Below are 23,492 nucleotides of genomic sequence, written 5' to 3' on the forward strand. Positions count from 1 at the left end.
GACAGCCACAGTGGCCGTCCCTAGGTCGGATCAGTATCCTAGCACCTCCTCGCCCGCCGACGCTAAGACCAAGCGGGCAGCCCAACAGGTTTAAAAACGAATGAATGCTCTAGCCCGCCGCGCCGCAGGCCTGCTGTTCAGCACAGTTTGTCTGCCTCTCTCAGCTCTGGCTGCCGATCCACAACCCACCCATGAATTCACCCTGGATAACGGCCTCAAAGTGGTCGTGCGCGAAGATCACCGCGCGCCGGTGGTGGTTTCCCAGGTCTGGTACAAGGTTGGCTCAAGCTACGAAACCCCGGGCCAGACCGGTTTGTCCCACGCCCTGGAACACATGATGTTCAAGGGCAGCGCCAAGGTTGGCCCCGGCGAAGCCTCGCTGATCCTGCGCGACCTGGGCGCCGAAGAAAACGCCTTCACCAGCGACGACTACACCGCGTACTACCAGGTATTGGCCCGTGATCGCCTAGGTGTGGCCTTCGAGCTGGAAGCCGACCGCATGGCCAGCTTGCGCCTGCCGGCCGACGAATTCAGCCGTGAAATCGAAGTAATCAAGGAAGAACGCCGCCTGCGCACCGACGACAACCCGATGTCCAAGGCCTACGAGCGCTTCAAGGCCATGGCCTTCCCCGCCAGCGGCTACCACACGCCGACCATCGGCTGGATGGCCGACCTGGACCGCATGAAGGTCGAGGAACTGCGCCACTGGTACCAATCCTGGTACGTGCCGAACAACGCCACCCTGGTGGTGGTCGGCGACGTGACCCCGGACGAGGTGAAAAACCTCGCCCAACGTTACTTCGGCCCGATCCCCAAGCGTGACGTGCCGCCGGCAAAAATCCCGATGGAACTGGCCGAGCCCGGCGAGCGCCTGCTGACCCTGCACGTGCAGACCCAATTGCCAAGCGTGTTCCTGGGCTTCAACGTGCCTGGCCTGGCCACCGCCGAAGACAAACGCTCGGTGCAGGCCCTGCGCCTGATCTCGGCTCTGCTGGACGGCGGCTACAGTGCACGGATCTCCGAGCAACTGGAGCGCGGTGAGGAACTTGTGTCCGCGGCTTCCACCAACTACGACGCCTACACCCGTGGCGACAGCCTGTTTACCCTCTCGGCCACGCCGAACCAGCAGAAGAAGAAAACCGTCGCCCAAGCCGAAGCCGGCCTGTGGCGCCTGCTCGATGAGTTGAAGGCCAAGCCGCCGACCGCCGAAGAACTGGAGCGCATCCGTGCCCAGGTCATTGCCGGCCTGGTGTACCAGCGTGATTCCATCACCAGCCAGGCCACGGCCATCGGCTCCCTGGAAACCGTTGGTCTGTCCTGGAAGCTCATGGACACGGAGCTTGCCGACCTGCAAAGCGTGACGCCGGAAGATATCCAGAAAGCCGCGCGCACCTACTTCACCCGCGAACGTCTGAGCGTCGCCCATGTTTTGCCAGAGGAGACCGCTCATGAGTGATCGCAAAAACAGCCGCCTGATCCTGCCCGGCCTGATCGCCGTCACCCTGATGGCGGCCAGCGCCGTTTACTTTTTGCGCCCGAGCGAGTCGGTCGCCAGCCAGGCCCTGGACAAGGCTCAAACGGCCAGCACCCTGCAGTCCCTGGCGGAACTGGATGGCAAGGCACCGAGCAACCGCAAGCTCGACGTACAAACCTGGACCACCGCCGAAGGCGCCAAGGTGCTGTTCGTCGAAGCCCACGAATTGCCGATGTTCGACATGCGCCTGCTGTTTGCCGCCGGCAGCAGCCAGGATGGCGACGTGCCAGGCTTGGCGCTGATGACCAACGCCATGCTCAACGAAGGCGTGCCGGGCAAGGATGTCAGCCAGATCGCCAGTGGGTTCGAAGGCCTGGGGGCCGATTTCGGCAACGGCGCCTATCGCGACATGGCGCTGGTGACCCTGCGCAGCCTGAGCGACAACGATAAGCGCACCGCCGCCCTGGCCCTGTTCGACCAGGTGATTGGCCAGCCGACGTTCCCGGCGGATTCCCTGGCGCGGATCAAGAACCAGATCCTGGCCGGCTTCGAGTACCAGAAGCAGAACCCCGGCAAGCTGGCGAGCATCGAGCTGTTCAAGCGTCTGTACGGCGACCATCCTTACGCGCATCCGAGCGAAGGCACCCCAGAAAGCGTGCCGAAAATTACCCTGGCACAGCTGAAGGCGTTCCATGCCAAAGCCTATGCGGCGGGCAATGCGGTGATTGCGGTCGTCGGCGACCTGACCCGTGCAGAAGCCGAGGCCATGACGGCCAAAGTATCGGCATCGCTGCCCAAAGGCCCGGCCATGGCCAAGATCGCTCAACCGACCGAGCCAAAAGCCGGCCTGAGCCGTATCGAGTTTCCGTCCAAGCAAACCCACCTGCTGTTTGCGCAATTGGGCATCGACCGCGCCGACCCGGACTACGCAGCCTTGTCCCTGGGCAACCAGATCCTTGGCGGCGGCGGCTTCGGTACCCGTTTGATGAGCGAGGTGCGTGAAAAACGCGGCCTGACCTACGGCGTGTACTCCGGTTTCTCACCGATGCAGGTGCGCGGCCCGTTCATGATCAACCTGCAGACCCGCGCCGAAATGAGCGGCGGCACCCTGCGCCTGGTTGAGGATGTACTGGCTGATTACCTCAAGAACGGCCCAACACAAAAAGAACTGGACGACGCCAAGCGCGAACTGGCCGGCAGCTTCCCGCTGTCCACCGCCAGCAACGCCGATATCGTCGGGCAGTTGGGCGCCATGGGTTTCTACAACCTGCCGCTGAGCTATCTGGAAGATTTCATGAAACAATCCCAGGCCCTGACCGTCGATCAGGTCAAGGCTGCAATGAACAAACACTTGAGCGCCGACAAGATGGTCATTGTGACCGCCGGCCCGACGATTGCGCAAAAGCCACTACCGCCCCCCACTGATAAACCTGCCGAGCAGCCGCTCGGGGTTCCGGAGCATTAATGGCCAGTTCATCTCGCCCGAAAAAACCTGTCCACAACGTGCATAACGGTGTGGGCCAACTGCGCATCATTGGCGGTGAATGGGGCAGCCGCAAGCTGAGCTTCCCCGACGTCGTGGGCCTGCGCCCGACGCCCGATCGCGTGCGTGAAACCCTGTTCAACTGGCTCGCGCCGTACATAGGCGGGGCCAAAGTGCTGGACCCGTTCGCCGGCAGCGGCGCGCTGTTCCTGGAGGCGCTGTCCCGTGGCGCGGCCCAGGGCCAGGCGCTGGACGCCAGCAATGTGGCGGTGTCCAGCCTCAAGGAGCACCTGGGCACGCTGCGTTGCACCACCGGCCAGGTGCAGACGGCCGACGCGCTGCGCTACCTGGAAACCCAGGCGGCCACTGAATACGACGTAGTGTTCCTCGATCCACCGTTCAACCAGAACCTGCTGCCGACCGTCTGCACACTGCTGGAAGAACGCCAGTGGCTGGCACCGGATGCCTGGATCTACACTGAGAGCGAGACCGCGCCCTCCACGCTCGGCCTGCCAAGTGGCTGGCGCCTGCACCGGGAGCAGAAGTCCGGGCGGGTGTATTACGCGTTGTGGCATCGTTTGGTCGAAAACGCCGCCTGATCGTGTGGCTAGAGATTGCTCCCGCTGGGCTGCGAAGCGGCCCTGAAACCTGCCAAGGTGTTCCGACTGAATAAACGCAGTGTTCTTGATGGGGCCGCTACGCGGCCCAGCGCGAGCAAGCTCGCTCGCCACAGTGAGTTCACTTGCCACCGAGAGCGTCATGACCCCTTCTTGCGACCTGTTCAAACCCGCCTTCGGCCTCGGCAACCCTCACTTGCAGACACTGTGGGGACCGCTGTGGCGGCCGACCACCCACATCGAGCGTCAGCGTGAGCGCCTGTGGCTGGAGGATGGCGACTTCCTCGATCTCGACTGGCACGGGCCTCATGACGTGCAAGCGCCTTTGGTGCTGGTGTTGCATGGGCTGACCGGTTCGTCCAATTCGCCCTATGTGGCCGGCCTGCAAAAAGTCCTCGCCACCCAAGGCTGGGCCAGTGCTGCGTTGAACTGGCGCGGCTGCTCGGGCGAGCCCAACCTGCTGGCTCGCAGCTATCACTCCGGCGCCAGCGAAGACCTGGCAGCCGCGATTGCTCATCTGCGCGCCAAGCGGCCTTTGGCGCCCTTGTACGCGGTGGGTTACTCCCTGGGCGGCAACGTGTTGCTCAAGCATTTGGGGGAAACCGGCGAGGCTTCAGGGCTGCAGGGCGCGGCGGCGGTGTCGGTGCCGTTTCGCCTGGATCAATGCGCGGATCGCATTGGGCTGGGGTTCTCGCGGGTGTATCAGAAGCACTTCATGCGCGAGATGCTGGCGTATATCCGCGTCAAGCAACGCCAATTCCTGCAGGACGGTCGTGAGGATGGGCTCAAAACCCTCGAGGCCCTTGGCTCCCTGGAAAAGATGCGCACGTTCTGGGACTTCGACGGGCGGGTAACCGCGCCGCTGCACGGTTTCTTGAGTGCCGAGGATTACTATCGCCGCGCTTCCAGTCGCTATTACCTGGGCGGTATCCGCACGCCGACGCTGATTATCCAGGCGGCTGATGATCCGTTTGTGTTTGCGCACAGCTTGCCTGACGCCAGTGAGCTGTCGGCCTGCACCGAGTTCGAGTTGCTGGCCAAGGGCGGGCATGTGGGGTTTGTGGAGGGTTCGCTGAAGCGCCCTGGTTACTACCTGGAGCGCCGGATCCCGCAATGGCTCCAGACCCAATACGGTCAATAGTGTGGGAGCTGGCTTGCCTGCGATAGCGGTGGGCCAGCCAACGTTGAGGTGGCTGACACTCTGCTATCGCAGGCAAGCCAGCTCCCACATTTTAAGCAAGTGTTCACACCGATCGTTTAGTCGCCCTTCGCAATTTCCCGCGCCGGATTGGTAATCCACTCACTCCACGACCCCGCATACAACTTACCCAACGGGTACCCCGCCAGGCTCAACGCAAACAGGTTATGGCACGCCGTCACCCCAGACCCGCAATACGCCACCAACTCCTGCGGCGGGCGCCCTCGCAGCTGCGCGGCAAAGCGTTGCTTGAGCTGATCAGCCGGTAAGAAACGACCATCACTGCCCAGGTTTTCACTGAACGCCGCGCATTGCGCGCCAGGGATATGCCCGGCAATCGGGTCGATGGGTTCTACTTCGCCACGAAAGCGCGACTGGGCGCGGGCGTCGATCAAAGTCAGGCCGGGTTGGCCCAGGCGTTTTTGCAGGTGTTCGGCATCCAGCAACAGACGATGATCCGGCGTACCGGCGAAGGTACCTGGCTCAACCACGGGCGCGTCCAGGCTCAGGGGGAAACCGGCGGCATGCCAGGCCTTGAGGCCACCATCCAGAATAAACACACCATCACGCTTGCCCAGCCAGGCCAGCAGCCACCAGGCACGGGCGGCGTAGGCACCGGGGCCGTCGTCATACAGCACCACATCGGTGTCGGCACTGATACCCCAGGCCCGCAGTTGCCTGGCGAACGTGTCCGCCGCCGGCAAAGGATGACGACCGGTCACGCCCTTGGTCACCGGGCCGCTCAGGTGGCGCTCCAGGTCGGCGTATTGCGCGCCCTCGATATGCCCTTCGGCGTAACTGCACAAGCCGTAGTCCGGGTCTTCCAGGGCAAAGCGGCAATCCAGGATCACCCACCCGCTCGACTGTTGGCGCTCGGCCAATTGCTGGGGGCTGATCAGTTGGGCAAGCGGCATGACTGACTCCTGTGAATACAAAGGGGAAAGGTCTTACTTCACTTCTTCCAGTGCCTGATTCAACGGCACGTAAAACTCTTTGAACAAGGCGTCCACCGCCTCTTTGGCTTGTGGCGTGACAAACCCCGCCTCCAGCACCAGCACCTGATAAACCCCACGCTTGATCGCCTCGGCGCTCAGGTGGGTGGATTTTTCATTGGTGGTACACAAAAAGCGCACCCACGAGGTGAGGATGATCCACGCATTCAGGGTCAGGGCTTCTGTTTGCACCGGGTCCATATTGAGAATGCCGGCATCGACAAAGCCCTGGTAGATCGCGCCGCCCTGGATCAGGCAACGCTGGGAAAAACGCCGGTAGCCGGTCGCCAGTTCCGGGTCGCTTTCCAGCAGGTGTTCGAGGTCGCGATGCAGGAAGCGATAACGCCACATGCCGGCCAATACGGCTTGCAGGTAAAAGCGTTTATCCTCCACCACCATCGTGCGTCCCTGGGGTGGGCGCAGGAAACTGTCTACCAACGCTTCATATTCGCGGAACAGCACGGCGATGATCGCCTGCTTGTTAGGGAAGTGGTAGTACAGGTTGCCCGGGGAAATTTCCATGTGGGCGGCAATGTGGTTGGTACTGACACTGCGCTCGCCCTGCTGGTTAAAAAGCTCCAGGCTGGTTTGCACAATGCGCTCGCTGGTCTTTACTCGTGGTGCCATAGGGGATCAGCTTCTATACACGGGATGGGGCATCTTACGGCCTAACCCGGCCAGGATAAATCTGGATGTTACTGCAATGTTATTTGACAATTTAGAGCAATGACTCTAAAAATCCAGGCAGACCAATAACAATCGGTGCCGCGCCATGTCTGCCAACGTTGCCTACCTGCAAGATTCCCAGGCGCTGGATCAACTCCAGGACCTGTTCGACGCCCAACGCCGTGCCTATGCCGCCAACCCGATGCCGCCGGCCGGGCAGCGCCAGCAATGGCTCAAGGCCCTGCGGGATCTGCTGAGCGACGAACGCCAGGCGCTGATCAATGCGATCAGCCAGGATTTCAGCCATCGCAGCGCCGACGAAACCCTTTTTGCCGAATTGATGCCTAGCCTGCATGGCATTCACTACGCGAGCAAACACCTCAAGGGCTGGATGAAACCTTCCCGCCGCGCTGTAGGCATTGCCTTCCAGCCCGCCTCAGCCAAAGTCATTTACCAGCCACTGGGCGTCGTCGGCGTCATCGTGCCGTGGAACTACCCGCTGTACCTGGCCATCGGCCCGCTGGTTGGGGCATTGGCTGCCGGTAACCGAGTGATGCTCAAGCTCAGCGAGTCCACGCCGGCCACCGGTGAGCTGCTCAAGGCGTTGCTGGCCAAGATCTTCCCCGAGGATCTGGTGTGCGTCGTGCTGGGCGAAGCTGACGTGGGCATGGCGTTTTCCAAGTTGCGCTTCGATCACCTGCTGTTCACCGGCGCTACCAGTATAGGCAAGCACGTGATGCGTGCGGCGGCCGAAAACCTCACGCCGGTGACCCTGGAGCTGGGCGGCAAATCGCCAGCCATTGTCTCGGCCGACGTGCCGCTCAAGGATGCTGCCGAACGCATCGCCTTCGGCAAAGCCTTGAACGCCGGGCAAACCTGCGTGGCGCCGGATTATGTGCTGGTACCGGAAGATCGCGTGGAGGGCTTTGTCGAGGCGTATTCCAAAGCGGTGCGCGGGTTTTATCCGACGCTGGCCGACAACCCGGACTACACCGCCATCATCAACGAACGCCAACTGGCCCGGCTCAATGCCTACGCCAAGGACGCCACCGACAAAGGCGCCAACTTGATCCCGCTGTACGAGCAAGGCCAGGCGCGGCGAATGGCCCACAGCCTGCTGTTGAATGTCAGCGACGACATGACCGTGATGCAGGACGAAATCTTCGGCCCGCTCCTGCCCATCGTGCCGTATCGCGGCCTTGACCAAGCCTTTGCCTACATCAACCAGCGCCCTCGCCCACTGGCCTTGTATTACTTCGGCTACAACAAAGGCGAACAAGCGCGGGTGCTCCACGAAACCCATTCCGGCGGTGTGTGCCTGAACGACACCTTGCTGCACGTCGCCCAGGACGATATGCCGTTCGGTGGCATCGGCCCGTCAGGCATGGGCCATTACCACGGTCACGAAGGTTTCCTGACGTTCAGCAAGGCCAAGGGTGTGCTGGTCAAACAGCGCCTGAACGCGGCGAAGTTGATCTACCCGCCCTATGGCAAGTCGATCCAGAAGCTGATCCAGAAGCTGTTTATACGCTGATAACCGCCACCTTCGGGACTATAAAAACAATGAACCCCAGCCTGACTGATTCACCCGCGCTGTCACGGCGCGGCGTCTTGAAAATCGGCCTGTGTGCCAGCGCCTTCCTCGCCACCGCCGGGTTGGGCGCCAGCCTCAGTGGTTGCTCCAGCAGTACGCCGGCCAGCGGCTTTGCGATGTTGCGCACCAGCGACTTGCCGTTCTTGCGGGCGGTAATCCCGGTGCTGCTAGAAGGAGCGGCCAGTACCGAGCAAGTGCTTGTCGGTATTGAGGACACCCTGAAAAAGCTCGATTACAGCCTGCAGCACTTGTCGCCCGAAATGTTCAAGCTCACCCAGCAATTATTCGACGTACTGGGCATGGGCATTACCCGCGGCCCGCTGACCGGTATCTGGGGCAGTTGGGAAAACGCCAGCAGCGAACAGATCCGCAATTTCCTGCACCGCTGGGAAAACAGTTACCTGAACCTTTTGCGCATGGGCCAGGGCTCGCTGCTCAAACTGGTGATCATGGCCTGGTACTTCCGGCCCGAGTCCTGGGCCCATTGCGGCTACCCCGGCCCGCCCAAGATCTAGCCTGGGCAATCCCCCAAGATTGCATCTTCCGACAAGAATAAGAGAGCACACCTATGCCCGTACCCGATCTGTTCCGCGACGGCCTGGCCCGTGGCTGGAAAACCCACAATGGCGCCGCCCTGGATAACGACCTGACCCTGGAAGCGGATGTCGCCATCATCGGCAGCGGCGCCGGGGGCGGTACCACCGCCGAAATCCTCAGCGCCGCCGGCTACAAAGTGTTGCTGATCGAAGAAGGCCCGCTTAAGACCAGTAGTGATTTCAAGCTGCTGGAAGACGAAGCCTACGCCAGCCTTTACCAGGAAGGTATCGGCCGCATGAGCAAGGACGGCGCTATCACCATCCTGCAGGGCCGGGCGGTGGGCGGTACCACCTTGATCAACTGGACCTCCAGCTTTCGCACCCCTGACGCTACCCTCGCGCATTGGGCCAGCGAATATGCGGTCAAAGGCCACAGCAGCGCCGAAATGGCGCCTTGGTTCGAAAAAATGGAACAGCGCCTGGGCATCGCGCCCTGGGCGCTGCCGCCGAATGCCAACAACGATGTGATCCGCAAAGGCTGTGAAAAGCTCGGCTACAGCTGGCATGTGATCCCGCGCAATGTGCGCGGCTGCTTCAACCTGGGGTATTGCGGCATGGGCTGCCCGGTCAACGCCAAGCAGTCAATGCTGGTGACGACCATCCCGTCCACCCTGGAAAAGGGCGGCGAACTGCTTTACCTGGCCCGCGCCGAACGGCTCACATACAGCGGCGACACCATCAGCAGCCTCGAATGCGTGGCCATGGACGAACGCTGCGTAGCGCCAACAGGGCGCAAGATCAGGGTGAAAGCCAAGCACTATGTGTTGGCGGGCGGCGGCATCAACAGCCCGGCCCTGCTGATGCGCTCCGACGCGCCCGATCCACACTCGCGGCTGGGCAAGCGCACTTTCCTGCACTTGGTCAATTTCTCCGCCGGGCTGTTCGACGAGGTGATCAACCCCTTCTACGGTGCGCCGCAATCCATCTACTCCGACCACTTCCAATGGCAGGACGGCACTACCGGCAAAATGTCCTACAAACTGGAAGCACCGCCCCTGCATCCAGGCCTGGCGAGCACCCTGTTTGGTGGCTATGGCAACCAGAACGCCCTGGACATGAACCAATTACCCAACACCCACGCCATGCTCGCCCTGCTGCGCGACGGCTTTCACCCCGACAGCCCGGGCGGTACGGTGGAGTTACGCGGTGACGGCACCCCAGTGCTCGACTATCAGGTCTCGCCCTACGCCTGGGACGGCCTGCGCCGGGCCTTCCACAGCATGGCCGAGATTCAGTTCGCGGCGGGGGCCAAATCGGTCAAGCCCCTGCATCACGACGCGCGCTTTGTGAACAACTTGGCCGAAGCGCGCAGCGTGATCGACGGTCTGAACCTGGAACTGCATCGCACCACCCTGGGCAGCGCCCACGTGATGGGCGGTTGTGCCATGGGTGAAGATCCGAAAAATGCCGTCGCCGACAGCCTGGGTCGCCATCATCAGTTGCGTAACCTGTCGATCCACGATGGCTCGCTGTTCCCCACCAGCATTGGCGCCAACCCGCAATTGTCGGTGTACGGATTGACCGCGCAACTGGCGAGCGCATTGGCCGAACGTCTGAAAACGGCATGAAAAGACAGGGTATTCACGGTATCTATCTACATAAGTCGACTTGGCCCACCGGTAATGCTGCGATACCATCCGGTTCCCCAACGGACTCCGCCAGGACGACGCGATGAACCGAGTGTTGTACCCAGGTACCTTCGACCCGATTACCAAAGGCCATGGCGATCTGGTCGAACGCGCCTCTCGCCTGTTCGACCATGTGATCATCGCGGTCGCGGCCAGCCCCAAGAAAAACCCGCTGTTTCCCCTGGAACAACGTGTGGAGTTGGCGCAAGAGGTCACCAAGCACCTGCCGAATGTGGAAGTAGTGGGCTTTTCGACACTGCTGGCGCATTTCGCCAAGGAGCAGAACGCCAATGTGTTCCTGCGTGGCCTGCGCGCGGTGTCGGACTTCGAATACGAATTCCAGCTGGCCAACATGAACCGCCAATTGGCGCCGGACGTGGAAAGCCTGTTCCTCACGCCGTCGGAGCGTTATTCGTTCATTTCCTCGACGTTGGTTCGTGAAATCGCTGCTTTGGGCGGAGATATCACCAAGTTCGTGCATCCAGCTGTAGCAGACGCACTGACATTGCGCTTCAAGAAGTAAGGCTCATTGTGGCGAGGGAGCTTGCTCCCGCTGGACTGCACAGCAGTCCCAATCCTTTCATCCCTCACCACAGAGACAGGCTCGCACTGCGGGCGCCAATGCGGCACAATTGCGCGCATTAGTTTTCAGATGCCTTGGCAGAGTGCCCTGGCAGGAGTTTCCATGTCCCTGATCATCACCGACGATTGCATCAATTGCGACGTCTGCGAACCCGAGTGCCCGAACGCCGCCATTTCCCAAGGCGAAGAGATCTACGTGATCGACCCCAACCTGTGCACCCAGTGCGTCGGCCACTACGACGAACCGCAGTGCCAGCAGGTATGCCCGGTCGATTGCATTCCTCTGGACGAGGCACACCCTGAGACTGAAGAGCAGTTGATGGAGAAGTACCGCAAGATTACCGGTAAGGCCTAAGCCTCTTCATTGCAGGTAAAGGCCTCATCGCAGGCAAGCCAGCTCCCACACCTGGATATGTGAATACATTCAAATGTGGGAGCTGGCTTGCCTGCGATAGCAATCTCAGCCCTCAACCAACCATCAGCTCTGACACCTAGGGCAAAACACACTCGCCCGCTGCCCCAGCACCACATTGCGCAGCTCAGTGCCGCAGACCTTGCACGCCTCGCCGCCCCGGCCATACACGAACAGTTCCTGCTGGAAATACCCCGGCTGCCCATCGCCGCCGATAAAGTCCCGCAACGTGGTACCGCCCCGTTCGATGGCAGCGGCCAGCACCCGCTTGATCTCAATCGCCAGCTTCAAATAACGCCCGCGTGAAATTCCCCCGGCGGCGCGGCGCGGGTCAATACCCGCTGCAAACAGCGCCTCTGTCGCATAGATATTGCCCACGCCTACCACCACCGCGTTGTCCATGATGAACGGCTTCACCGCCATCGACTTGCCTCGAGACAGCTGGAACAAACGCTCGCCATCAAACAGGTCGGTCAACGGCTCCGGCCCCAGCCGCATCAGCAACTCATGGTTGTGCGGGTCGAGGCTCCAGAGCATCGCACCGAAGCGCCGCGGGTCGGTGTAGCGCAGGGCCATACCCGATTCCAGCTCGATATCCACATGTTCATGCTTGGCCGCCGGCATACCTACCTCAACCAGGCGCAAGTTGCCCGACATGCCCAGGTGGCTGATCAAGGTGCCCACTTCGGCATTGATCAACAGGTATTTGGCCCGGCGCTCCACCAGCACGATGCGCTGCCCTGACAGGCGCACATCCAGGTCTTCCGGAATTGGCCAGCGCAGGCGCCGCTCACGCACTACCACGCGGCTGACGCGCTGGCCTTCCAGGTGCGGTGCAATGCCGCGTCGGGTGGTTTCGACTTCTGGTAACTCGGGCATGTGTACCTCTTGAATGACGGGTCAGTGCGCGCCCAGTTCGCGGATCGACAACTTCAGGCTCTCGAAGTCGTAGTCCGACAGGCCCACGTAATCCAGCACCAGGTGGCCGATGGCATTCCACTCATGGTCCACCGCCTGGTTACCCAGTACGCGGTAAGACGAACAGATATGCTCGGCCATCTTCAAAATGGCCAGCAGGTTCTTGAGCTGCGGGTTGCGCGTCGTCTCATCGCTGAAAATCACCAGGGCGTTATGGTGATTGGCGATGGCGTCGGTGACATGCTCCGGCAGGCGCCAGGACTTGGCGGTGTAGTAGCCGACTACCGCATGGTTGGTGTGGAACGCATTGTTCTCAGTATCGACCACGCGGCAATCCGGGCCGGCGTTGGCGTAAGCCTGTTCCAGCACGGACATGTAGTTGGGGAAGCGCTTGAGCATCAACGGCACGCCGCAATCGTGGAACAGGCCCAGGGCATAGGCTTCGTCGACGGTTTGCGAGCCGGTGCGCTTGGCCAGTGTGAGGCAGGTCATGGCCACATCCTGGGCAGTGTCCCAGAAGCGGTTGAGGGTGACGATGGTGTCGTCGCACATCTCGCCCTTGATTGACTGCGCGTTGATCAAATTGATGATCGAACGGCTGCCCAGCAGGTTCACCGCACGCTGGATCGAAGCGATCTTATTGCTCAGGCCGTAATACGGCGAATTGACGATCTTCAGCAGTGCACCGGACAAGCCCGGGTCCTGGGAGATCAACCTTGCAATCACTTCCAGGTCCGGGTCGGGCATATACTGCTCCATCTGCAAATCCACCATGATTTGCGGTTGAGGCGGCACGCTGATGCCTTGCAGGGCCTGTTGGATCTGCTCGGGGGAAAGCTCTTGGGACATAAGTACACACTCTGGGCTAGGCGCGAATTCTACCCCTTATGCCGATGTGGCCGACACCCAAAAACCCAAGTGAAACCCGATCGAATGTGGGAGCTGGCTTGCCTGCGATAGCCTCACCACCGTACGTCTGATACACCGCGCCGCCCGCATCGCAGGCAAGCCAGCTCCCACATGAAAGAGTGCGCAAAGGGTATACTCCCGCTCTTTTTTCCGGAGCGACGTCATGTCCCTGCCAAGCCTGCGTCTCAAAGCCAACGCCGATCGTCGTTTGCGCAACGGCCACCTGTGGGTCTACAGCAACGAAATCGACGTGGCCGCCACCCCACTCCACGGCTTCCAGGCAGGCGACCAGGCTATCCTGGAAGCCGCCGGCGGCAAGACCCTGGGCATCGTGGCCATGAGCCCGAACAACCTGATCTGCGCCCGCCTGCTGTCGCGCGACATCAAGTTGCCGCTGGACAAGTCGCTGCTGGTGCACCGCCTCAACGTGGCTCTGTCGCTGCGTGACCGCCTGTTCGACAAGCCGTTCTACCGCCTGGTCTACGGTGATTCCGACCTGCTGCCGGGCCTGGTGGTCGACCGTTTCGGCGACATCCTGGTGGTACAGATCGCCTCGGCGACCATGGAAGCGCATAAAGAAGATGTGATTGCCGCGCTGACCCAAGTACTCAAGCCCAGCGGCATCCTGTTCAAGAACGACTCCGCCGCGCGTGACGCCGAAGGCCTCAACCGCTACGTCGAAACCGTGTTCGGCCTGGTGCCGGAGTGGGTGGCGCTGGAAGAGAACGGCGTGAAATTCGAAGCCCCGGTGATCCAGGGCCAGAAAACCGGCTGGTTCTACGACCACCGCATGAACCGCGCCCGCCTGGCCCCGTATGCCAAGGGCAAGCGTGTACTGGACCTGTACAGCTACATCGGCGGCTGGGGCGTGCAAGCCGCCGCCTTTGGTGCCAGTGAAGTGTTCTGCGTCGACGCTTCGGCCTTCGCCCTCGACGGCGTAGAGCGCAACGCCGCGCTGAACGGCTTTGCCGAGAAGATGACCTGCATCGAAGGCGACGTCTTTGAAGCGCTTAAAGAACTGAAAGCCAGCGAAGAACGCTTCGACGTGATCGTCGCCGACCCACCGGCCTTCATCAAACGCAAAAAAGACATGAAAAACGGCGAAGGCGCCTACCGCCGCCTCAACGAGCAAGCCATGCGCCTGCTCAGCAAAGACGGCATCCTCGTCAGCGCCTCGTGCTCCATGCACCTGCCGGAAGACGACCTGCAAAACATCCTGCTCACCAGCGCCCGCCATCTGGACCGCAACATCCAGATGCTCGAACGCGGCGGCCAAGGCCCGGACCACCCGGTGCACCCGGCGATTGTCGAGACGCGCTACATCAAGAGCATTACCTGCCGGTTGCTACCCAATAGCTGATGCTGTTCCCCTGTAGGGACTTGCGGGTTCCTACAGGTTTTCAGGAAATGTCGTACTGCCCCAGGCTTTGACTTTCCGTAGCGCAGACTCGATCCTCGCCCCTCTCATGGAACCGAGGCTCGCGCATGTCGAAGGCAATTACACAGGCTGAAAAACCGCTCTTGGTTTTCTGGCTGATGACCATGACTTTGCTGGGCGTCCTCCCCCTTGACGTCGTACTGCCCTCCTTTCCCGCCCTGGCTGAACACTTCCATACTTCGACCACCCATATCGCTCGATCCGTCAGCCTGTTCGCCATTGGATTTTCCTGCTCAATGCTGCTGATCGGCCCGCTGTCCGACAGAATCGGTCGCAAGAAGCTACTCCTGGCCAGTATGGTAGTAGCCATCCTGGGTGCAGTCGGGTGTCTGGCCGCCAGAAACACGCCCCAATTCCTGTTCTTCCGAGTCATTCAGGCCATAGGCTGCGGTGGTTTCATACTGTCCCAAGCGCTGGTGCAGGACCTTTTTTTCGGCAGGGAACAGGAGCGGTTGCGCATAGCAATGGCCACGGCCGGAGGCATTTTCATCTCGATTTCCCCAGTGCTGGGCGCATGGCTGCAATTGCACTGGGGATGGAAAGCCAGCTTCTACGCGTTTATCGCCCTCTGTGCCGCAACGTGGATTATGGCTCACCGATTACTGCATGGCGGCTTCCCTCCAACCGCGCCAGGCGAGCGGGGTATTTTCAGGGCCTACGCCAAGGTTTTCGCCAACAGACATTTCGCCAGCTACGCCACGATCTCCGCGATCACCTTCGCCTGTCATTTCTCATTCATCGTTGTGTCACCGCTCATTTTCATGGACCAGTTAAAGCTGTCCCCCCATGAGTACTCATTGACCTTGCTTCTCTACGGCGCCGCCTACGTAGTGGGTGGCCTCTGTGCAGGCGTCCTGCACAAACGGCTGGCGGCGGCTACCCAGATGGCAGTCGGGCTGGTTCTGATCGCTATCTCTGGCGTGGTCATGCTGCTGTTGGCCTACCTGTTCGGCTTATCAACCCCGACAGTGTTGGTGCCCATGCTGCTCTGCACGGCGGGCACCACCATCACCCGGCCCATGTCCAACTCCAAGGCCATGAGCCTGTTTCCAGACAATGCGGGAGCCGCGGCTTCCGCCGTTGCGGCAGTGCTGTTCATTGCTGGCGGCTGTATCAGTGCGTTTATCAGCACCTTTACCCACCAGTTGAGTACTGCGCTTGGCTTGTGCTTTCTGATCCTGAGCCTCGCCGCCCTTGCGTTGAACTCATGGGCAAGGCGCCACCCGCACGTCCTGTAGCGGCTAACTTCAAGGTTGCGCCCATTCCCTCCAGCCGCCAGCGGTGTAGAATCGGCCCTATTCATCGCCAGTCATCCCCCGGCGGGTTTATGAGCTCGAGGCCCAAGCACGCGGCGATCCCGCGACGCGAGTGGCAACTTCCGGACACACGGCCATTTTCTGAGTGTTCCAGTCGTCAATTAGAAGCTCACTCCCCTTTAGTACTTGATTAGCCGCCCGGAGTGCTCCAATGCCTGATTACCGCTCGAAAACATCCACCCACGGCCGCAACATGGCCGGCGCGCGCGCACTGTGGCGTGCCACGGGGATGAAAGATGACGACTTCAAGAAGCCGATCATCGCGATTGCCAACTCGTTCACCCAGTTCGTGCCGGGCCATGTCCATCTCAAGGACCTGGGCCAACTGGTCGCCCGCGAGATCGAACGCGCCGGTGGCGTGGCTAAAGAATTCAACACCATCGCCGTGGACGACGGCATCGCCATGGGCCATGACGGCATGCTGTATTCCCTGCCGAGCCGCGAGATCATCGCTGACTCCGTGGAGTACATGGTCAACGCCCACTGCGCCGACGCCATTGTGTGCATCTCCAACTGCGACAAGATCACCCCCGGCATGTTGATGGCTGCCTTGCGCCTGAACATCCCGGTGATCTTCGTCTCCGGCGGGCCGATGGAAGCCGGCAAGACCAAACTCGCCTCCCACGGCCTCGACCTCGTCGACGCCATGGTGATCGCCGCCGACTCCAGCGCTTCTGACGAGAAGGTCGCCGAATACGAGCGCAGCGCCTGCCCGACCTGCGGTTCGTGCTCCGGCATGTTCACCGCCAACTCGATGAACTGCCTGGTGGAAGCCCTGGGGCTCGCCTTGCCGGGCAACGGCTCCACATTGGCCACTCACAGCGACCGCGAACAGCTGTTCCTGCAGGCCGGCCGTACCATCGTCGAGCTGTGCAAGCGCTACTACGGCGAGAACGATGAGTCGGTGTTGCCGCGCAATATCGCCAACTTCAAGGCGTTCGAAAACGCCATGACCCTGGACATCGCCATGGGCGGTTCCACCAACACCATCCTGCACCTGCTGGCCGCGGCCCAGGAAGCCGAGATCGACTTCGACCTGCGCGACATCGACCGCCTGTCCCGTCACGTGCCGCAACTGTGCAAAGTCGCGCCGAACATCCAGAAGTACCACATGGAAGACGTGCACCGCGCCGGCGGGATCTTCTCGATCCTCGGCTCCCTGGCCCGTGGCGGCCTGCTGCACACCGATCTGCCAACCGTGCACAGCAAGTCCATCGCCGAAGGCATCGCCAAGTGGGACATCACCCAGACCGACGACGAAGCCGTGCACACCTTCTTCAAGGCCGGCCCGGCCGGTATCCCGACGCAGACGGCGTTCAGTCAGTCGACCCGTTGGGACACCCTGGATGACGACCGTGAAAACGGCTGCATCCGCAGTGTCGAGCACGCCTACTCGCAAGAAGGCGGCCTGGCCGTGCTGTACGGCAACATCGCCCTCGACGGCTGTGTGGTCAAAACGGCGGGCGTGGATGAGTCCATCCACGTCTTCGAAGGCCGCGCCAAGATCTACGAAAGCCAGGACAGCTCGGTACGCGGCATCCTCGCGGACGAAGTGAAGGAAGGCGATATCGTGATCATCCGCTACGAAGGCCCCAAAGGCGGCCCGGGTATGCAGGAGATGCTTTACCCCACGTCCTACCTGAAATCCAAAGGCCTGGGCAAAGCCTGCGCCCTGCTGACCGACGGCCGTTTCTCCGGCGGCACGTCGGGCCTGTCCATCGGCCACGCTTCGCCGGAAGCCGCTGCCGGTGGCGCGATTGGCCTGGTGCAGGATGGCGACAAGGTGCTGATCGACATCCCGAACCGCTCGATCAACCTGTTGATCAGCGATGAAGAACTGGCAGCACGCCGGGTTGAGCAGGACAAGAAAGGCTGGAAGCCAGTGGAGAAGCGCCCGCGTAAAGTCACCACCGCATTGAAGGCCTACGCGTTGTTGGCCACCAGTGCCGACAAGGGTGCCGTACGCAACAAAGCCATGCTCGACGGCCTGTAAGCCCCGCGCATAAAAAAGCCCCGCCAGGTGCGGGGCATTTTTATGCCTGGAAATCCCATATGGGACGGGGCTTACCCCTGATGCCAGTGTAGGAGCGAGCTTGCTCGCGAAAAGCGTCAACGATAACGCGTACTTACTGAATAAACGCGGTGCCTTTGAGTTTTTCGCGAGCAAGCTCGCTCCTACAGCAATGATGCGTCAAGCTTTAGAACTGTGGGGTATAGGTCATGGTGAACATCACATTGCGTGGGTCCCCGTAGTAGTTGCTGCCCCAGTTCGCGTTGTAGGCCGGGATGTAATACTTCTTGTCGAACATGTTGTTCAGGTTTGCCGCCACAGTGAATTCCTGGTTGATCTTGTAGGCCACCCGCGAATCCCACAATGCATTACCCGGCACGCTGAAAGTACGGTCATAGGCTTCGGTGCTGCTTTGCGCAGTCACACCGGCACCCACGCTCCAATGCTGCCAATCGCCCGGCAACTGGTAATCGCCCCAGACCTTGAGCAAGTGCTTGGGGGTCCAGGTGCTGAAAATCTTGCCTTCGTAGGTATTGTCCTTGAGGAATTTAGTGGTGTTGTAGGTGTAGCTGGAGGCCAGCTGCAGGCCTGGCAGCACCTCACCACTGAGTGTGGCTTCAAAGCCTTGGCTGCGGACCTTGCCGGAAGCGACCGAGCAGTACCAACCATTGCAGTTCATTGGCCCTTGCAGGTCCTGCACGCTACGGTTTTCCTGATCGTAACGGAAGATCGCAAACGAGGTATTGAGGCGCCCGTCAGCCAGCTCTCCCTTGATGCCCAACTCGTAGTTTTTGCCCTCGATAGGCTTGAGCAGGGAGCCGGAGGTGGTCAGGTTGGTTTGCGGCTCAAAGGCATCGGCATAGCTGGCGTAGGCCGACCACTGCTCGTTGAGCGCATAGACCAGGCCGGCGTAGGGCGTAACCTTGCCATTGGACTGGGTGGTATTGTCTTGCGGGGCACCATATGTGCCTTTGAAACCACTCTGGCCAATGTAGGAATAGTCATACCAACTGGTACGCGCACCGACGATCAACGTCAGCGGGTCCAGGACTTTCACACGCCAGGTGCCATAGATGCCTTTCTGGCGAATGTCATACCAGCTCTTCGAGGCGGCACCCTCCTGGAACAATTGGTATTTGTCGCGCTGTGGGCGGTTGTGGTCGATGTTGAAGATATCCGCGCCGGGGTTTGAAGCCCGTGCCCACTGGTCGTCGGTGGTGAGCTTGGAATAGTTGGCGCCCAGCACCACTTCCTGCTGGAAGCCCAGCCCCTCAAACTTGCCGTTTACATACACATCCGCGCCGCGGCTCTTGGTATTGAAGTCGGTGATCCAATCCACATAGGGCACAGTGCCACCGCCGACGGGTACCGTGTCCCACGTCGCCTGGTAGGTTGCGTCGTTGTGCTCATCCATGGCTACCAGTGCGGCTTTCACTTTCCAGTTATCGTTGAAGCGGTGCTCGATGTCGGCAAACACCTGAGTCTGATTGTTGACGCTGCGGTTCCAACTGGCGCCGACAAATGTCGAACGCGGCAGACCGATATCACTGCCGTCGGCATAACGGGGCAACGACATGAAGTTGGGGCGCGAATGGCCCTTCTGGTTACTGATGCCCAGGCCGACGGTGGTGTCGGGAGTGAAATCGTAGTCGACGGCGCCATAAACCGTCTGGTTCCAGCCGCCCGCATAGTCGACGAAGGAGTCGGTGGTGTCGTAATCCGCCACGAAGCGTCCGCGCAAGGTGCCTTCGGCGTTCAGCGGGCCACCGACATCGACCTGAGTGCCGTAGTGGTCCCATGAGCCAGCCTTGGCGGTAATGGTCGCCGTCGGCGCTTGCTGCCCGCGCTTGCGCACCAGGTTCATGGTGCCGCCGGGGCTGTTGGCACCTTGCAGCAAGGCGGCCGGGCCGCGCAGCGTCTCGACGCGGTCGTAAATGGCCATGTTTTCGGTGAGATAGCTGCCCAAGGTGTAAGTGTTACGTGGAATCCCCACACCGTCGTATTGCAGGGTGCCAACCTCGAAGCCACGGGAGAAGATGAACATACCGGAGCCGGGAGACTTGGTCGCTGTCAGGCCGGGCGTGCGCTTGACCACTTCAGAGAGCTTGGTGGTGTTCTGATCATCCATCTGCTTGCGGGTCATGACGCTGACCGACTGCGGGATGTCCTTGAGTTTTTGCTCGCCCTTGCCCAGGGTCACGGCCCCCGTGGTGTACGAGCCCGTGCCTTCGGTGGTGACGCCCAGGCGTTCGGCCGTGATGGTGGTGGCGCCCACTTCCAGGGCAGAACCTGGTACCACACGTTTTTCCAGGGTGACGGTATCGGCATTGATAAACGCCGCGCTCAGTCCCGTGCCGCCGAGCAGTTGCCCCAAGGCTTCACGCTGCCCCAGGTTGCCCTTCACACCCGGCGATATCACCCCCTGGGTCAACTCCCCATTCACTAGCACCTGAACCCGCGTCACCGCCGAGAACGCCGCCAGCGCAGCGTCCAGGCCCTGCCCGGGAATATCGAAGCGGTAGGTCTGGGCCTGCTTGGCCTCAGCGGCCTGCAGGTACGACGGCGCGATACAGCTGGCCAAGGAAATGGCCAAGGCCAGCAAGGGCCGTGTGGCGAATCGGTGTGCCATGAATGGTGCTCCCCGGTACAAAAGTCTGTGATCGGCGCCGCACTACTTGAGAGTGCTTACTATTTACGCCTCAGTGATCAAGGACGATGGCTTGCGGGGAAACCCTGAAAATATTTTGAGAAATTGCCGTCAGGACGCATTGCCTTCACGCAACACCAGCAAATACGGGGTGTAGTGCTCGGCACGCAGGCTGAGGGTGTATTCCAACGCCTTGAGCACGGCATCGGGCTTGTCGATTTCGAACACGCCGGACACTACCCGACTGCGCAACGCATCACCGAGCACCAGCGTCTTGCCGGGCCAGTAACGGTTCAGTTCAGAGACCACCACCGACAAAGGTTGCTGACGGAACACCAGTTGCCGCTGACGCCAGGCAAAGCCGCTGGCCGGGTCGAAACCGTGGACGTGTGCAAGGTGCCGGCTCTGATACTCCACGGCCCGCCCCGGTTCCAGATAGACCGGCGTGCCGCTCCCTGCACTGACTTCAACCTTGCCCTGCGCCACCTGCACACGCGTCTGGTCATCACGCCGCGCCACACTGAACTGGGTGCCGACCACTCGCACCCAGCCGTCGCCCGACTGCACCACGAAGGGCCGTGCGGGGTCCTTGGTCACATCGAAGAAACCTTCGCCACGCAGCAAACGAATCTGCCGCTCACCCGCAGTCATGCGGATTTGCACCGCACTGTCGGTGTTGAGCTGAAGGTGGGAACCATCGGCCAGTTCGATGGTGCGCGACTCGCCAGTGCCGGTGGCGTAGTCGGCACGCAAGCGGTCAAGCCAGGGAGTGTTCTGCACGATCAGGCCCACGGCCAGCAACACGGCAGCCGCATACGCCCAGCGCCGAAGCGGTTTACGCCAGTTGGCCTGCTCGCCACGGCGAATGACGCGCGCCGGCTCACGCAGGCCGCCGAGCATCGCCTGCACTTCCTGCCAGGCATCATCCTGGGCCTGGCCCTGACCGAGCCACGCAGCAAAGGCGTCCATTTCAGCCGGGGTCAAGTCCTCGGCGTGCAGGCGGAAATACCAGCCGGACGCCTCTTCGAACAACACATCAGCAGTAGGCAGGGCAGTCATGACCGACGTCCTTGTGCATCGCAGGCTAGGCGCGTCTTGATGTACCCACGGCATTCAATCAAGGCGCGACGCAATTGGTATTCCACACTGCGCGGGCTGATCGACAGGCGTTCGCCAATCTCGCGGTAGGAAAGCTCGTCGACATGATAGAGCAGGAAGATCTGCCGAGTCGCCTCGGGCAGGCCCAGGATCGCATCCTGCATCAGTTGCTCCTGCTGATAGGCGGCCAGTTGTTCGTCGGCACCGGGGTTGCTGCAGGGCAGTTCTTCGCTCGGTGCGCCGGCATCCAGACGCTCGCGGCGGATAGCCTGGCGCTGGTGGTCGCGCACCAGGTTGCTGGCAATGGTGAAGAGGAACGCGGGTAGGTTATCGATCTTCTCGCCGGACTCCAGGCGCGCCAGGCGCAGGAAGGATTCCTGGGTCAGGTCGGCAGCCACCTGGGCGCTGCCGGTGCGGCGCGTGACGAAGGCTTCGAGGGCTTTCTTCTGCTCCGCGAACAGGCGCGCGATCTGCGTATTCCAGGAGGACACAGCACTACCTTGAGAAGAACGGACGGTTCAGGGAGTGCGCACGCTAGCAAAGAATGAGATTAGTTCGCAATTGATATCTATTTTGCCTTTGAGTCTGCGGTGTTCTTAAGACCGCCTTCGCGGGCAAGCCCGCTCCCACAGTTGACCGCTCCCCAACATGAGAATGCGGTCGACGGTGGAAGCTGGCTTGTCTGCGATGCAGGTGACTCGGTCTTACTGGATCTCTTCCGGCTTGACGATCACCCAGTTCTTGTCCGCCGTCACCGGCAGCCCTTCCTTGGCTTGCGCCGCCGCGTGCTTGGCGATCATACCGTTGAGTTGGGTCATGTACTTGTCTTTGCGGTTGATCCACAGGTGGACGCCGCCCTTGGCCACGTCCACATCGTGGAACAGCATGTAGCCGTCGCTGGTCGGTGTGTCACCGCCGACAATCACTGGTTTTTTCCATTCGTCGATGTAGGTGAGGATCGCCGCGTGCTTGCCGGCCATCCAGGTCGCCGGGGTCCACAGGTAGGGGGTCAGTTCCAGGCCGAGGTTGCTCTTCTCGTCATACTTGCCGGCAGTGATCTGTTTGCGTGCGGTGGTCAGCTCGCCGGTCTTGCGATCCTTGAGCAAGGTGGTCACGCCGATGACGTTCTGGGGTTTGACGTTGTAGCCGTACTTCGGATCAGCCGCGACCATGCGCACCAACTCCTCGGACGCGGCGGTCATCACATATACCTCGATGCCGTTTTCCATCAGTTTGTTGTACAGCTCGGCCTGGCCGGTGAAGACTTTTGGCGGCTGTACCTCGGATTTTTTCACCACGTCGCCTTCGAAATAGCTGACCGGCACGGGCTTGCCGGAGGCCATAAGCTCGTCGACCTGCACTTTGAGTTCCTTGAGGGTGAAGCCGGAAAAAATCTGCGCAACCCAGGGGTAGCAGACCATGTCGTCGACTTCACACAGGCGATAGTAGTAGCTGAACAGACTTTCCTTATGGTCGGCGGTGTCTTTGAAGGGGATAAGCTTGAGCGAAGGGTCCATGGTTTCGCGGGTGATCAGGCCCTTGTTTTCCATGAACGGCAGCAAGGACTCTTCAAGGTCGTAGCGGTAACTGGTGTTGTCCATATCGAACACCGCGTAGTTACCCTTGTTGGCGTTGGCGGCGATCATTTCATTGAGTTGTTTGGCGGCAGGTGCCGGCCAGTGTTTCAACTCGGTGGCGGCAAACGCCTGGCTGGCGAGCCCGAGGCAAAAGGCGGCGGATAACAGTAGTTTCGGCGCGAGCTTCATAGGCGTTGTCTCCCTCAAGTGAAAGACATCGACGCTAACAAATCCGTATGACACTTATCGCCCGAGCGCGACCGCTGACGTCGCGATTGCGCCAAGCGCATACGCCTGGGCGTCAAACGCTTATTCCAAAAACGACAGTCGCCATTC

20 protein-coding genes are annotated in these 23,492 nt (G+C 60.9%); 12 read left to right on the forward strand and 8 right to left on the reverse strand.

Going from position 1 to position 23,492, the window contains the following annotated elements; genetic code table 11:
• Positions 1 to 100: 100 nt before the first annotated feature.
• The 4 genes from GIV26_RS08575 to GIV26_RS08590 all read left to right on the forward strand — a co-directional run bounded on the left by GIV26_RS08575 (position 101) and on the right by GIV26_RS08590 (position 4,715).
• A complete protein-coding gene (locus GIV26_RS08575) occupies positions 101 to 1,456 on the forward strand; it encodes a M16 family metallopeptidase (protein WP_054897586.1) in 1,356 nt (451 codons plus the stop codon).
• Entirely contained in the window at positions 1,449 to 2,939 is a 1,491-nt protein-coding gene (locus GIV26_RS08580; RefSeq protein WP_236280070.1) for a M16 family metallopeptidase, read from the forward strand. Before GIV26_RS08575 ends, GIV26_RS08580 begins: the two co-directional genes overlap by 8 nt.
• Positions 2,939 to 3,556 carry a 16S rRNA (guanine(966)-N(2))-methyltransferase RsmD gene (gene rsmD / locus GIV26_RS08585; RefSeq protein ID WP_034128953.1) on the forward strand — a complete coding sequence of 206 codons (618 nt, stop codon included), beginning with the start codon at positions 2,939 to 2,941 and terminating at the stop codon, positions 3,554 to 3,556. The genes GIV26_RS08580 and rsmD overlap by 1 nt, the downstream gene beginning before the upstream one ends.
• Before the next feature lie 160 nt (positions 3,557 to 3,716).
• Entirely contained in the window at positions 3,717 to 4,715 is a 999-nt protein-coding gene (locus GIV26_RS08590) for a hydrolase (RefSeq protein WP_054897587.1), read from the forward strand.
• 116 nt (positions 4,716 to 4,831) lie between these two features.
• Here the strand turns inward: GIV26_RS08590 and GIV26_RS08595 are convergent, their stop codons facing one another.
• Positions 4,832 to 5,686 (reverse strand): sulfurtransferase, encoded by an 855-nt coding sequence (locus tag GIV26_RS08595; protein WP_236280072.1) that lies wholly within the window; start codon positions 5,684 to 5,686, stop codon positions 4,832 to 4,834.
• Positions 5,687 to 5,719: 33 nt separating this feature from the next.
• A complete protein-coding gene (locus GIV26_RS08600; RefSeq protein ID WP_005792294.1) occupies positions 5,720 to 6,391 on the reverse strand; it encodes a TetR/AcrR family transcriptional regulator in 672 nt (223 codons plus the stop codon).
• A 145-nt stretch (positions 6,392 to 6,536) separates the two neighbouring features.
• Here GIV26_RS08600 and GIV26_RS08605 point away from each other — a divergent pair, with 145 nt between their 5' ends.
• The 5 genes from GIV26_RS08605 (at position 6,537) to GIV26_RS08625 (ending at position 11,185) form a co-directional block, all read left to right on the forward strand.
• The gene (locus GIV26_RS08605) at positions 6,537 to 7,964 is read left to right on the forward strand and encodes a coniferyl aldehyde dehydrogenase (protein WP_236280074.1); all 1,428 of its coding nucleotides are present in this window, start codon (positions 6,537 to 6,539) and stop codon (positions 7,962 to 7,964) included.
• Positions 7,965 to 7,993: 29 nt separating this feature from the next.
• Positions 7,994 to 8,539: a twin-arginine translocation pathway signal protein gene (locus GIV26_RS08610; RefSeq protein ID WP_236280076.1), complete on the forward strand. Its 546-nt coding sequence runs from the start codon at positions 7,994 to 7,996 to the stop codon at positions 8,537 to 8,539.
• Positions 8,540 to 8,592: 53 nt separating this feature from the next.
• Positions 8,593 to 10,188: a GMC family oxidoreductase gene (locus tag GIV26_RS08615; RefSeq protein ID WP_236280078.1), complete on the forward strand. Its 1,596-nt coding sequence runs from the start codon at positions 8,593 to 8,595 to the stop codon at positions 10,186 to 10,188.
• Between the two features lie 103 nt (positions 10,189 to 10,291).
• A complete protein-coding gene (coaD, locus tag GIV26_RS08620; protein ID WP_003195136.1) occupies positions 10,292 to 10,771 on the forward strand; it encodes a pantetheine-phosphate adenylyltransferase in 480 nt (159 codons plus the stop codon).
• 162 nt (positions 10,772 to 10,933) lie between these two features.
• Positions 10,934 to 11,185, forward strand: coding sequence for a YfhL family 4Fe-4S dicluster ferredoxin (locus tag GIV26_RS08625; RefSeq protein WP_003195146.1), 252 nt, complete (start codon positions 10,934 to 10,936; stop codon positions 11,183 to 11,185).
• A 123-nt stretch (positions 11,186 to 11,308) separates the two neighbouring features.
• On the opposite strand, the gene mutM is transcribed toward GIV26_RS08625, so the two are convergent.
• Complete coding sequence (gene mutM, locus GIV26_RS08630; protein WP_003195148.1) at positions 11,309 to 12,121, reverse strand: bifunctional DNA-formamidopyrimidine glycosylase/DNA-(apurinic or apyrimidinic site) lyase; 813 nt, start codon at positions 12,119 to 12,121, stop codon at positions 11,309 to 11,311.
• A gap of 21 nt (positions 12,122 to 12,142) precedes the next feature.
• Positions 12,143 to 12,955 carry an HDOD domain-containing protein gene (locus GIV26_RS08635; RefSeq protein WP_169918786.1) on the reverse strand — a complete coding sequence of 271 codons (813 nt, stop codon included), beginning with the start codon at positions 12,953 to 12,955 and terminating at the stop codon, positions 12,143 to 12,145.
• A 277-nt stretch (positions 12,956 to 13,232) separates the two neighbouring features.
• Between GIV26_RS08635 and GIV26_RS08640 the strand changes: the two genes are divergently transcribed.
• The 3 genes from GIV26_RS08640 (at position 13,233) to ilvD (ending at position 17,816) form a co-directional block, all read left to right on the forward strand.
• On the forward strand, positions 13,233 to 14,429 hold the full coding sequence (locus GIV26_RS08640; protein ID WP_005792302.1) for a class I SAM-dependent rRNA methyltransferase: 1,197 nt from the start codon (positions 13,233 to 13,235) through the stop codon (positions 14,427 to 14,429).
• Positions 14,430 to 14,554: 125 nt separating this feature from the next.
• Positions 14,555 to 15,745, forward strand: coding sequence for an MFS transporter (locus GIV26_RS08645; RefSeq protein WP_198861818.1), 1,191 nt, complete (start codon positions 14,555 to 14,557; stop codon positions 15,743 to 15,745).
• 229 nt (positions 15,746 to 15,974) lie between these two features.
• Entirely contained in the window at positions 15,975 to 17,816 is a 1,842-nt protein-coding gene (gene ilvD, locus GIV26_RS08650; protein ID WP_003195159.1) for a dihydroxy-acid dehydratase, read from the forward strand.
• A 205-nt stretch (positions 17,817 to 18,021) separates the two neighbouring features.
• On the opposite strand, the gene GIV26_RS08655 is transcribed toward ilvD, so the two are convergent.
• The 4 genes from GIV26_RS08655 to GIV26_RS08670 form a co-directional block, all read right to left on the reverse strand.
• Entirely contained in the window at positions 18,022 to 20,463 is a 2,442-nt protein-coding gene (locus GIV26_RS08655) for a TonB-dependent siderophore receptor (protein WP_127880392.1), read from the reverse strand.
• A gap of 129 nt (positions 20,464 to 20,592) precedes the next feature.
• Entirely contained in the window at positions 20,593 to 21,540 is a 948-nt protein-coding gene (locus tag GIV26_RS08660) for a FecR family protein (RefSeq protein WP_054898692.1), read from the reverse strand.
• Complete coding sequence (locus GIV26_RS08665; RefSeq protein WP_034128963.1) at positions 21,537 to 22,070, reverse strand: RNA polymerase sigma factor; 534 nt, start codon at positions 22,068 to 22,070, stop codon at positions 21,537 to 21,539. The genes GIV26_RS08660 and GIV26_RS08665 overlap by 4 nt, the downstream gene beginning before the upstream one ends.
• Positions 22,071 to 22,283: 213 nt before the next feature.
• Positions 22,284 to 23,345, reverse strand: coding sequence for a hypothetical protein (locus GIV26_RS08670; protein ID WP_054898691.1), 1,062 nt, complete (start codon positions 23,343 to 23,345; stop codon positions 22,284 to 22,286).
• Positions 23,346 to 23,492: the final 147 nt, after the last annotated feature.

Origin of the sequence: Pseudomonas sp. PA-1-3F, assembly GCF_021609665.1 — a bacterium.
Classification (GTDB): domain Bacteria; phylum Pseudomonadota; class Gammaproteobacteria; order Pseudomonadales; family Pseudomonadaceae; genus Aquipseudomonas; species Aquipseudomonas paracarnis.

Bases quoted from the DNA above. Each gene is read 5' to 3' on its own strand.
- GIV26_RS08575 (WP_054897586.1), top strand. From the start codon at position 101: ATGAATGCTCTAGCCCGCCGCGCCGCAGGCCTGCTGTTCAGCACAGTT.
- GIV26_RS08580 (WP_236280070.1), top strand. From the start codon at position 1,449: ATGAGTGATCGCAAAAACAGCCGCCTGATCCTGCCCGGCCTGATCGCC.
- rsmD (WP_034128953.1), top strand. From the start codon at position 2,939: ATGGCCAGTTCATCTCGCCCGAAAAAACCTGTCCACAACGTGCATAAC.
- GIV26_RS08590 (WP_054897587.1), top strand. From the start codon at position 3,717: ATGACCCCTTCTTGCGACCTGTTCAAACCCGCCTTCGGCCTCGGCAAC.
- GIV26_RS08595 (WP_236280072.1), bottom strand. From the start codon at position 5,686: ATGCCGCTTGCCCAACTGATCAGCCCCCAGCAATTGGCCGAGCGCCAA.
- GIV26_RS08600 (WP_005792294.1), bottom strand. From the start codon at position 6,391: ATGGCACCACGAGTAAAGACCAGCGAGCGCATTGTGCAAACCAGCCTG.
- GIV26_RS08605 (WP_236280074.1), top strand. From the start codon at position 6,537: ATGTCTGCCAACGTTGCCTACCTGCAAGATTCCCAGGCGCTGGATCAA.
- GIV26_RS08610 (WP_236280076.1), top strand. From the start codon at position 7,994: ATGAACCCCAGCCTGACTGATTCACCCGCGCTGTCACGGCGCGGCGTC.
- GIV26_RS08615 (WP_236280078.1), top strand. From the start codon at position 8,593: ATGCCCGTACCCGATCTGTTCCGCGACGGCCTGGCCCGTGGCTGGAAA.
- coaD (WP_003195136.1), top strand. From the start codon at position 10,292: ATGAACCGAGTGTTGTACCCAGGTACCTTCGACCCGATTACCAAAGGC.
- GIV26_RS08625 (WP_003195146.1), top strand. From the start codon at position 10,934: ATGTCCCTGATCATCACCGACGATTGCATCAATTGCGACGTCTGCGAA.
- mutM (WP_003195148.1), bottom strand. From the start codon at position 12,121: ATGCCCGAGTTACCAGAAGTCGAAACCACCCGACGCGGCATTGCACCG.
- GIV26_RS08640 (WP_005792302.1), top strand. From the start codon at position 13,233: ATGTCCCTGCCAAGCCTGCGTCTCAAAGCCAACGCCGATCGTCGTTTG.
- GIV26_RS08645 (WP_198861818.1), top strand. From the start codon at position 14,555: ATGTCGAAGGCAATTACACAGGCTGAAAAACCGCTCTTGGTTTTCTGG.
- ilvD (WP_003195159.1), top strand. From the start codon at position 15,975: ATGCCTGATTACCGCTCGAAAACATCCACCCACGGCCGCAACATGGCC.
- GIV26_RS08655 (WP_127880392.1), bottom strand. From the start codon at position 20,463: ATGGCACACCGATTCGCCACACGGCCCTTGCTGGCCTTGGCCATTTCC.
- GIV26_RS08660 (WP_054898692.1), bottom strand. From the start codon at position 21,540: ATGACTGCCCTGCCTACTGCTGATGTGTTGTTCGAAGAGGCGTCCGGC.
- GIV26_RS08670 (WP_054898691.1), bottom strand. From the start codon at position 23,345: ATGAAGCTCGCGCCGAAACTACTGTTATCCGCCGCCTTTTGCCTCGGG.